Below are 9,455 nucleotides of genomic sequence, written 5' to 3' on the forward strand. Positions count from 1 at the left end.
GGCCCCCTTAGCTCAGTCGGCAGAGCGTTTCCATGGTAAGGAAAAGGTCAACGGTTCGATTCCGTTAGGGGGCTCGGTGGACGCCGGGCGCACTGGCGGCGCCGAGCACATGGCGGTGTAGCTCAGTCGGTTAGAGCGAACGACTCATAATCGTTAGGTCGCCGGTTCGAGTCCGGCCATCGCTACCGGAAGACGACGGAAGAGAGAGGGCAACTGACGTGGCCTCCAGTACTGATGTACGGCCGAAGATCACTTTGGCCTGCGAGGTGTGTAAGCACCGCAACTACATCACCAAGAAGAATCGCCGCAATGATCCCGACCGGCTCGAGCTGAAGAAGTTCTGCCCGAACTGCGGGAAGCATCAGGCCCACAAAGAGTCCCGCTAGGCGGCTCTTCACTCGTGGCTCTCTCCGGAAAACTCGTCGGGACCCACTACCGCTACCCCGACTGCTATTCAGTCGAACGCGAGAAGGTCCGCGAGTACGCGACTGCGGTCAAGAACACCGACGCTGCCTTCTTCAGCGAGGAGGCCGCGGCCGAACTCGGCTACAAGGGAGTGGTCTCGCCCTTGACGTTCACCTCGGTCCTGGGCTACACCGCGCAACGGGCGTTCTTCGACCACGCCAACATCGGCATCACCGATCGCCAGATCGTCCAGGTCGACCAGGCGCTGAAGTTCCTGCGCCCGGTGACCGCCGGTGACGAGCTCTACTGCGATGTGTATGTGCATGAGGTGCGGCAGGCGCACGGCACCGACATCATCGTCAACAAGGTCGTCATCAGCAATCAGGACGGCGACATTGTTCAAGAGACCTACACGACGCTCGCCGGGCGGAGTGAGGACAACGGAGAAAGTGGCTTCAGCGATGGCACTGCGTGAGTTCAACTCGGTGAAGGTCGGCGACGAATTGCCGGAGAGGGTCATCACGCTCACCCGTGCCGACCTGGTCAACTACGCGGGCGTGTCCGGCGACCTCAACCCGATTCACTGGGATGACGAGATCGCCAAGCAGGTCGGTCTGGACACCGCCATCGCCCACGGCATGCTGACCATGGGTCTCGGCGGCGGTTACGTCACGGCCTGGGTGGGCGACCCGGGCGCGGTCTCCGAGTACAACGTCCGATTCACGGCCGTGGTGCCGGTGCCGAACGACGGCGTCGGTGCGGAGATCGTCTTCAACGGCAGGGTGAAGTCCACCGACCCCGAGACCAAGGCGGTCACGATCGCGTTGACCGCCACCCACGGGGGGAAGAAAATCTTCGGCCGTGCCGTGGCGATCGCGACGCTGGCGTAACCGATGGCGCTGAAGACAGATATCCGGGGAATGGTCTGGCGCTACCCGGAGCCCTTCGTGGTCGGCCGCGAGCAGATCCGCCAGTACGCCAAGGCGGTCAAGGCCGACGACCCGGCGAGCTTCGATGAGGCCGCGGCCCACGAACTCGGCTATGACGGCCTGTTGGCCCCGCTGACCTTCGTCTCGATTCTCGCGGTGATGACCCAGCGGCATTTCTTCCAGCATGTCGACATCGGCTTCGAGACGATGCAGATCGTGCAGGTGGACCAGAAGTTCACCTTTCTGCGGCCGATCCAGGAGGGCGACTCGCTGATCGCCACCATGTACATCGACTCGGTGGTCGAGCGGTTCGGCGCCGACATCGTCACCTCCCGCAACGTGCTGACCGACGAGGAGACCGGCGAGGAGCTCATGGTGTCCTACACCACCCTGATGGGCCACGAGGGCGACAACTCGATCTCGGCCGGCTGGGATCCTGAGACCGGGCAGGTCCTGCGCAAGCCGGTCGCCCATGATTAGTACCTTCGACCCCTGGCGCGCTACACTCGGCGGGCGGGGTTTTCCCACGTGAAGCGCGCTGTCCGTCGGATGGGCTTGACCGAACGGGGAGCGCGCGAAGCATGTGGGGGCTAGAAGGGGCCTGAAGGGGCGTAGCTCAACTGGCAGAGCAGCGGTCTCCAAAACCGCAGGTTGCAGGTTCAAGTCCTGTCGCCCCTGCTCAACTGAATAGACTGAGGGTTCGCCCCAAGACGCAGAGGAGCATGCGGTGAGCGACGATCGCGACGATGGAGACGCCACCGACGGCGGCGCCGGGGACGTCACGGCCAAAACCCCCCTGGTCAACCGGCCGCAGCGGCCGACAGGCAAGCGGTCGCGGCCGGGGTCCGGTGCGGTGGCTCTCGCCGAGCCCGAGGAGGTCGAGGAGGCACTCACCGAGCAGTTCGAGGCCGTCGAAAGCCCGGGCAAGAAGAAGACCGGTCCCGGGAAGGGCAAGAAGACCCAGACCGGCTCGACGCGCAACCCGCTGGTGTTCGTGTGGAACTACATCAGGCAGGTCATCACCGAGATGCGGAAGGTGATCTGGCCGAACCGCAAGCAGATGGCCAACTACACCGTGGTGGTGCTGATTTTCCTGGCCTTCATGACCGCGCTGATCGGTCTGGTCGACCTGGGGCTGGCCAAGCTGGTCCTGATGGTTCTGGGCTAGCCGGACAGTGCTGGAGAGTGAGAGAGGACAGACGGCAGTGACAACTCCCGAAGGCGACGTGTTCGCGGGGGAAGCGCCGGTCGAGGCTGCAGAGACCCTGGAGGCGCTCGAGGTACCCGAGCAGGCTCAGCTGGACGCCGCCGAGCCGGACGAAGAGGTCGACCCCGCCACCGCGCTGAAGAACGAGCTGCGCAGCAAGCCGGGCAAGTGGTTCGTCATCCACTCCTACGCGGGCTACGAGAACAAGGTGAAGGCCAACCTCGAGACCCGCGTTCAGAACCTTGACGTCGGTGACTACATCTTCCAGGTCGAGGTGCCCACCGAGGAGGTCACCGAGATCAAGAACGGTCAGCGCAAGCAGGTCAACCGCAAGGTGCTGCCCGGCTACATCCTGGTCCGCATGGATCTGACCGACGACTCCTGGTCGGCCGTGCGCAACACCCCGGGTGTGACCGGATTCGTCGGTGCGACCTCGCGGCCGACCGCGCTCACACTCGACGAGGTCGTGAAATTCCTGCTGCCGCAGGGCGCCGGCAAGAAGACCGGGCGGGCCGCGGCCTCGACCGCTGCCGCGGCCGGCGAGGGCGGCGGCCTCGAGCGGATCCCGGTCGAGGTCGACTTTGAGGTCGGCGAGTCGGTGACGGTGATGGACGGCCCGTTCGCCACGCTGCCGGCATCGATCAGCGAGGTCAACGCCGAGCAGCAGAAGCTCAAGGTGCTGGTCAGCATCTTCGGTCGTGAGACCCCGGTTGAATTGACCTTTAGCCAGGTCGCCAAGATCTGATCTGACGGAAGTTTAGGAAAGGAACACCGAATCATGGCCCCGAAGAAGAAAGTCGTCGGGATGATCAAGCTGCAGATCCAGGCCGGGCAGGCCAACCCCGCCCCGCCCGTTGGTCCCGCGCTCGGTCAGCACGGCGTCAACATCATGGAGTTCTGCAAGGCCTACAACGCCGCCACGGAGAACCAGCGCGGCAATGTCATCCCGGTCGAGATCACCGTCTACGAGGACCGCAGCTTCACCTTCGCGCTCAAGACCCCGCCGGCGGCAAAGCTGTTGCTCAAGGCGGCCGGGGTGGCCAAGGGTTCGGCGGAGCCGCACAAGACCAAGGTCGCCAAGGTGACCTGGGATCAGGTGCGCGAGATCGCCGAGACGAAGAAGGCCGATCTCAACGCCAATGACATCGACCAGGCGGCTAAAATCATTGCTGGCACTGCCCGGTCGATGGGCATCACGGTCGAGTAGTTTTCAACCCGTGGGAGAGCCCGCTTCGGCTCGTCTGACCACAACCCAACAACCGATTGGATTCACAATGAGCAAGAAGAGCAAGGCCTACCGCGAGGCCGCCGAGAAGGTGGACCGCGACCGGCTGTACACGCCCCTTGAAGCCGCCAAATTGGCCAAGGAGACCTCCTCCAAGAAGCAGGACGCCACCGTCGAGGTCGCGATCCGCCTCGGAGTGGACCCGCGTAAGGCCGACCAGATGGTCCGCGGCACGGTGAGCCTGCCGCACGGGACCGGCAAGACGGCCCGGGTGGCGGTGTTCGCGGTGGGGGAGAAGGCCGAGCAGGCCACCGCCGCCGGCGCCGATGTGGTGGGCAGCGACGACCTGATTGAGAAGATCCAGGGCGGGTTCCTGGACTTCGACGCGGCGATCGCGACTCCCGATCAGATGGCCAAGGTCGGGCGGATCGCCCGGGTGCTCGGCCCGCGCGGACTGATGCCCAACCCCAAGACGGGCACCGTGACCGCCGACGTGGCCAAGGCGGTCACCGACATCAAGGGCGGCAAGATCAACTTCCGCATCGACAAGCAGGCAAACCTGCACTTCATCATCGGCAAGGCGTCTTTCGACGAGGAGAAACTCGCCGAGAATTACGGCGCAGCCCTCGACGAGATACTGCGCGCCAAGCCGTCCTCGTCCAAGGGCCGGTACCTCAAGAAGGTCGTCGTCTCGACGACGACCGGTCCGGGTATTCCGGTCGACCCGGCCATCACCCGCAATTTCGTCGAGGAGTAGACCGGCCTACGCGGCGGCAGCGCCCGGTTTGAGGTAGGTCACCAGGCTCACGTCGATGGTCTCGTCGATGAAGTAGTACTGGCAGCCCTTGAGATAGCGCATGTAGCGGAGGTAGTTCTCCTCGTCGGTAATGGCGACGGCGGCGTCCCTGTTGCGTTCCAGCGCGTCCGCCCACATGCCGAGGGTCTTGATGTAGTGGTTGCGCAGCGACACCGGCTGCGGCACGACGAAACCGGCCCTCTCCCCGTGCTCGACCATCATCTGGGTGCTCGGGATACGGCCGCCGGGGAAGATCTCGGTCATCATGAATTTGATGAACCTGGCCAGTTCGAAGGTCAGCTTCTTGCCCCGTGCCGCCAGATCCAACGGGTGATAGCCGACCGAACTCTGGACGGTCATCCGGCCGTCCTCGGGCAGGATCTCGAAACAGTTCTTGAAGAAGTCGTTGTAGCGCTCGAAGCCGAAGTGCTCGAAGGCCTCGATCGAGACGATGCGATCCACCGGTGAGTGGAACTGCTCCCAGCCCTCAAGCCGAATGTCGAACCTGCGGTTGCTGTCGGTATCGGCGAGCAGCTTCTCGCAGTAGGCCTTCTGGTTCTTCGACAGCGTCAGCCCGATGACATTGACGTCGTAGCGCTCCATCGCCCGCTGCATCGTCAGGCCCCACCCGCATCCGATCTCCAGGAGAGTCATGCCCGGCCGCAGGTCCAGCTTGTCCAGGTTGAGGTCGACGTTGGCGATCTGCGCTTCGGAGAGCGTGGCGTTCGGACTGGTGAAATACGCGCAGCTGTACTTGCGAGTCGGATCCTGGAACAGACCGAAGAAGTCGTCTGAGAGGTCGTAATGGGCCTGAATGTCCTCGAAATGGGGCCGCAGGTCCCGCTGGGTGGCGTAAGTCCTGGACATTTGTCTGCTCATCCCTCCTGAAAGCGAGTATGCCCGACTCGACGTGCATTGCCCGCAACCCGCGCAGGTGTCTGCCTGGATCGAGACCTAGCGGAGACCTCTGGCGTCGGAAAATGTCTTGGTCAGCTCGGTGACCAGGTCATCCCAGAGTTCCTCGGGCAGGTCGTGGCCCATTCCGTCGAACAGCACCAGGCGTGCGCCGGGGATCGCCGCGGCAACGGCGCGGCCGCCGGAGGGCCGCATCAGCTTGTCGTCGCGACCATGCAGAACGACCGTGGGCGCGGTGGTCCGCCTGTTGTATCGGCGCAGGCTTCCGCTGCCGAGAACCGCGCCGAAATGACGGGCGATGCCCGCCGGGTAGTGGCAGCGGTCGTATCCCTCGGTCGCTTCCGCGCGCAGCCGCTCGTCGGACACGGGATAGCGCGGGCTTTGAATGATCTTGCTGACCTTGACCGAGTGCTCGATGACGGCTTCGCGCTCCGAGTCCGGGCCCGGTCCCTTGATCAGCGGCAGCAGGGCTTTCGGTGCGGGGGGTGGCAGCAGTGCGCCGTTGTTCGACGACATGACCACGCCGAGTCCGGCGGTGCGGCTGGGGTGCCGGGCGGCAAAGACCTGGGCGATCATTCCGCCCATGGATGCTCCCGCCACGTGCGTGCGTCCGATGCCGAGGTGGTCGAGCAGCGCGACCGCGTCATCGGCCATGTCCTCCAGGGAATACACCGACGGACTGGGCCGGCCCAGGAAGGACCGCACCAGCGCGGGGACCAGGGCGCCGTCCGCTCGCCGGCCGTGCAGCTTCCCCGACAGTCCCACGTCGCGGTTGTCGTAGCGGATCACCCGGTAGCCCCGGTCGATCAGCCGCCGGCAGAAGCCGTCCCGCCACAGCAGCAGTTGCGCACCGAGACCCATGACGAGCAAGACCGGGGGATCGGACGGGTCGCCCATGTCCTCGTAGTAGATGTCAAGATCGCCGGAACGCGCCGTTCCGCTGCGGATTTCCACTGTCACCGGGTCCTCAGGTCTCGGCTTCGTCGTTCTCGTCGACGTCGCTCTGGTGTTCGCGGCTGACCTCGACCATGAAGTTGGCGAAGTAGCCGGAGAATTGCGGATCGCTCATCATCTGCCACTTCGGCGCCAGCAGCTTCATATACCGCTCGACGTAGAGGAACTGTTTTCCGATGAGCACCAGTTCGCGCGGCAGCTTCACATCGTAGGCGTCCGCCAGGGTCGAAAGCTGCTTGCCGATCTCCGCGTAGGACATGTCACCGAGGGTCTTGAGGGTCAATGGCTGGGCGAACGCCGCCAGATCCTTGGCGGCCTGCGCCTCTGGTTTGACCTTACCGACCGCGCCCAGCAGCACCACGATCTTGCCTGCCGCGGCGTGGTCCTTCTTGACCAGCAGGGCGTACACGAGTTCGCGGAGCAGCCAGCGGGTGCGCGGATCGATGCGGCCCATGATCCCGAAGTCCAGGAACACGATCCGGCCGTCGTCATCGACCAGCAGGTTGCCCGCGTGCAGATCACCGTGGAACAGGCCGTGGCGCAGTCCGCCCTCGAAGGTGGCGAACAGCAGGGCTTTGACGAGTTCGGTGCCGTCGAAGCCCTTCGTGCGGATCGCCTTCGCGTCGTCGATGCGGACCCCGGCCACCCGCTCCATGGTCAGCACCCGCTCGCTGGTGAACTCCCAGTGCACGTGCGGCACGCGGATGTTGCGGCCCAGCGGCGAGCCGTGCAGCCCCGACACCCAGGCCTCCATCGACTGTGCCTCGATGCGAAAGTCCAACTCCTCGGCGAGGTTGTCGGCGAAGTCGGCGACGACATCCTGGGCCGAGAGCCGCCGGCCGAGTTTGGCCAACTCGACCACCTGGGCGAATCGCTTCAGGATCTGCAGGTCGGCCGCAACGCGGCGGCGGATGCCCGGCCGCTGGATCTTGACCACGACGTCCTCGCCGGTGTGCAGCGTCGCGTAGTGCACCTGGGCGATCGAGGCCGAAGCGAACGGCTCCTCCTCGAAGTGTGCGAACAACTCCGCCGGATCCGCACCGAGCTCATCGGTGAACAGACGGTGCACCGCGGCGGTGTCGGCGGGCGGTACCGCGTCGAGCAGGCTGCGGAACTCGCGGCTGAGTTGCTCGCCGAAGGCGCCCGGGCTGGAAGCGATGATCTGGCCGAACTTCACGTAGGTGGGCCCTAGATCGGTGAAAGCCTGCGGGATCTCCTTGATGACCTTCTCCTGCAGCGCTCCTCTGCCGGGGAGCCTGAACAGGACGCGCAGACCGGCGCGGGTGAGCTGCCAGCCGGTCGCGCCGACGCGGGCCGCCTCGACCGGCAGCGGAACCCGGTCGAGCTTGGCTATCTCGCGGTGCTTGGTCGAACTCACTGGGACCAGTCTGCCAAACCGTGACGGACCGGCCTTGCGCGGCACCGCGTCGATCCGTGATGACATTCGTGATGACATTCGTGATGACATCGTGACGCCGCGGGAATGTCTGGAGCTCCGGAGGGCGAGGAAGATTGCCAGCACTGGTCCGATGTTTGGATTTCCCGAATAGGGGACCCGGAGAAGGGAGAATTCGTGATTCACACCTGGCTTTGGATCGGCACAATCGGCATGGCCGCGGGGCTCGTGCTGATCGTCGCCCTGGGCAACAGCGTTCCCGACGAGCGGCGCCACCATGTGGTCGCCAGCGGGTTCGTCTGTGCGATTGCGGCCTGCGCGTACTTCGCGATGGCCAGCAATCAGGGCATCCACTCCTTCATCGATGCCGAGGGCACGGAGCGCACCGTCTACTACGCCCGCTACCTCGACTGGGTACTGACCACGCCGCTGCTACTGCTGGGTCTGGTCACCGTGGCTCTGCCGCGGTTGAGCAGCTCGCTGCAGTCTCGGGAGCGCAACGCCCTCGTCGGCGGTGTGATCGGTGCCGACGTGATGATGATTGTGACGGGTCTGATCGCGTCGCTGTCCAAGGACGCTCACACCCGGTGGGTCTGGTACGTCATCAGCTGCGTGGCGTTCCTGATCGTGCTGTACCTCATCGCGGGCCCGATCCGGGCGGCGGCAGCCGACCGCAGCCCCGAGCACGCCGCGCTCTACGGCAAGCTCCTGGGCATCCTGGTGGTGCTGTGGTTCGTCTACCCCATCGTGTGGGCAGTCGGCACCGAAGGCGTCGGAGCGGTCGGCCTGGACTCCGAGGTGGCGATCTTCGCGGTCGTCGACCTGCTGGCCAAGGTCGGCTTCGGCCTGCTGCTGGTGTCCGGTTCGGCGAAACTCAGCGCCGCGGCTGGCGAGCGGGCGGCAGCCTGACGCGCCAGCGCTGATCACGACAACCGCCGGGCTCCTTCGGGTGCCCGGCGGTTTGTCATCGGCGTAGATTTGCCGACGTGCAGGTCAGCGCGGCGGTCTCGACCGAGCTCTTCGTCGGTGAGCCGCCGCTGCAGATCGTGCGGGTCGATTACACCCACGCCGCGGTCCCTACCCGGGTGGAGATCACCGGCGACGGGGTGAGCACACCGGAGCCGGCAACCGCGGCGGCCGGCGACGGCTCGGTCGACGTCGCCGTCCGCATCGTCGACCCCGTTGCCGGCCAAACCCGCAGTGCCCGCGTGCTCAGCGGGGAGTCCGGGCAGACCGAACACTTCGGCTTCGATGTCGTGGTCGCCGAGCCCGGCTGGACCATGTACATGATCAGCCACTTCCACTACGACCCGGTGTGGTGGAACACCCAGGGCGCCTACACCAGCGTGTGGACCGAGGATCCGCCCGGGCGCTGCAAACAGAACAACGCCTTCGCTCTGGTGGCGGCGCATCTGGAGATGGCCCGGCGGGAACCGGTCTACACGTTCGTGCTCGCCGAGGTCGACTACCTCAAGCCGTACTTCGATGCACACCCCGAGGACCGCGCCGATCTGCGGCGGATGATCGCCGAGGGCCGGGTGGAGGTGATGGGCGGCACGTACAACGAACCCAACACCAACCTCACCGGCGGGGAGACCGCGATCCGCAACTTCGTCCACGGCATCGGG

General features: G+C 65.2%; 13 protein-coding genes and 3 tRNA genes. 13 read left to right on the plus strand and 3 right to left on the minus strand.

All coding sequences use genetic code 11. The features are described from left to right. Window position 1: 1 nt before the first annotated feature. The 11 genes from ACKOB8_RS11210 (at window position 2) to rplA (ending at window position 4,523) form a co-directional block, all read left to right on the plus strand. Window positions 2–74: transfer RNA gene (locus tag ACKOB8_RS11210), tRNA-Thr, on the plus strand. A gap of 37 nt (window positions 75–111) precedes the next feature. Beyond that, window positions 112–185, plus strand: a tRNA-Met gene (locus tag ACKOB8_RS11215). Window positions 186–218: 33 nt separating this feature from the next. Further along, window positions 219–386 (plus strand): 50S ribosomal protein L33, encoded by a 168-nt coding sequence (gene rpmG / locus ACKOB8_RS11220; protein ID WP_006246868.1) that lies wholly within the window; start codon window positions 219–221, stop codon window positions 384–386. Window positions 387–400: 14 nt separating this feature from the next. After that, window positions 401–880 (plus strand): (3R)-hydroxyacyl-ACP dehydratase subunit HadA, encoded by a 480-nt coding sequence (hadA, locus tag ACKOB8_RS11225; RefSeq protein ID WP_526377293.1) that lies wholly within the window; start codon window positions 401–403, stop codon window positions 878–880. Beyond that, window positions 867–1,295 (plus strand): (3R)-hydroxyacyl-ACP dehydratase subunit HadB, encoded by a 429-nt coding sequence (gene hadB / locus ACKOB8_RS11230; protein ID WP_526377294.1) that lies wholly within the window; start codon window positions 867–869, stop codon window positions 1,293–1,295. Before hadA ends, hadB begins: the two co-directional genes overlap by 14 nt. Before the next feature lie 3 nt (window positions 1,296–1,298). Further along, window positions 1,299–1,814, plus strand: coding sequence for a (3R)-hydroxyacyl-ACP dehydratase subunit HadC (gene hadC, locus ACKOB8_RS11235; protein WP_526377295.1), 516 nt, complete (start codon window positions 1,299–1,301; stop codon window positions 1,812–1,814). A 125-nt stretch (window positions 1,815–1,939) separates the two neighbouring features. Continuing rightward, a tRNA-Trp gene (locus ACKOB8_RS11240) sits at window positions 1,940–2,012 on the plus strand. Window positions 2,013–2,061: 49 nt separating this feature from the next. Then, window positions 2,062–2,502 carry a preprotein translocase subunit SecE gene (secE, locus tag ACKOB8_RS11245; protein ID WP_526377296.1) on the plus strand — a complete coding sequence of 147 codons (441 nt, stop codon included), beginning with the start codon at window positions 2,062–2,064 and terminating at the stop codon, window positions 2,500–2,502. Window positions 2,503–2,539: 37 nt separating this feature from the next. Next, on the plus strand, window positions 2,540–3,286 hold the full coding sequence (nusG, locus tag ACKOB8_RS11250) for a transcription termination/antitermination protein NusG (protein ID WP_526377297.1): 747 nt from the start codon (window positions 2,540–2,542) through the stop codon (window positions 3,284–3,286). Between the two features lie 33 nt (window positions 3,287–3,319). Next, on the plus strand, window positions 3,320–3,748 hold the full coding sequence (gene rplK / locus ACKOB8_RS11255) for a 50S ribosomal protein L11 (protein ID WP_526377298.1): 429 nt from the start codon (window positions 3,320–3,322) through the stop codon (window positions 3,746–3,748). A gap of 67 nt (window positions 3,749–3,815) precedes the next feature. Further along, window positions 3,816–4,523: a 50S ribosomal protein L1 gene (rplA, locus tag ACKOB8_RS11260; RefSeq protein WP_526377299.1), complete on the plus strand. Its 708-nt coding sequence runs from the start codon at window positions 3,816–3,818 to the stop codon at window positions 4,521–4,523. Between the two features lie 6 nt (window positions 4,524–4,529). On the opposite strand, the gene ACKOB8_RS11265 is transcribed toward rplA, so the two are convergent. The 3 genes from ACKOB8_RS11265 to ACKOB8_RS11275 all read right to left on the minus strand — a co-directional run bounded on the left by ACKOB8_RS11265 (window position 4,530) and on the right by ACKOB8_RS11275 (window position 7,809). Next, complete coding sequence (locus ACKOB8_RS11265) at window positions 4,530–5,429, minus strand: cyclopropane mycolic acid synthase family methyltransferase (RefSeq protein ID WP_526377300.1); 900 nt, start codon at window positions 5,427–5,429, stop codon at window positions 4,530–4,532. Between the two features lie 87 nt (window positions 5,430–5,516). Next, complete coding sequence (locus tag ACKOB8_RS11270; protein ID WP_526377304.1) at window positions 5,517–6,431, minus strand: alpha/beta fold hydrolase; 915 nt, start codon at window positions 6,429–6,431, stop codon at window positions 5,517–5,519. Window positions 6,432–6,444: 13 nt separating this feature from the next. Further along, a complete protein-coding gene (locus tag ACKOB8_RS11275) occupies window positions 6,445–7,809 on the minus strand; it encodes an ABC1 kinase family protein (protein WP_526377301.1) in 1,365 nt (454 codons plus the stop codon). Between the two features lie 105 nt (window positions 7,810–7,914). Here ACKOB8_RS11275 and ACKOB8_RS11280 point away from each other — a divergent pair, with 105 nt between their 5' ends. Together ACKOB8_RS11280 and ACKOB8_RS11285 are read left to right on the plus strand one after the other, a co-directional pair. Continuing rightward, entirely contained in the window at window positions 7,915–8,736 is an 822-nt protein-coding gene (locus tag ACKOB8_RS11280; RefSeq protein WP_526377302.1) for a bacteriorhodopsin, read from the plus strand. Between the two features lie 77 nt (window positions 8,737–8,813). Continuing rightward, on the plus strand, window positions 8,814–9,455 hold a 642-nt coding region (locus ACKOB8_RS11285; protein ID WP_526377303.1), incomplete at its 3' end, for a glycoside hydrolase family 38 N-terminal domain-containing protein.

Source organism: Mycobacterium sp., assembly GCF_046091765.1.
Taxonomy (GTDB): Bacteria; Actinomycetota; Actinomycetes; order Mycobacteriales; family Mycobacteriaceae; genus Mycobacterium.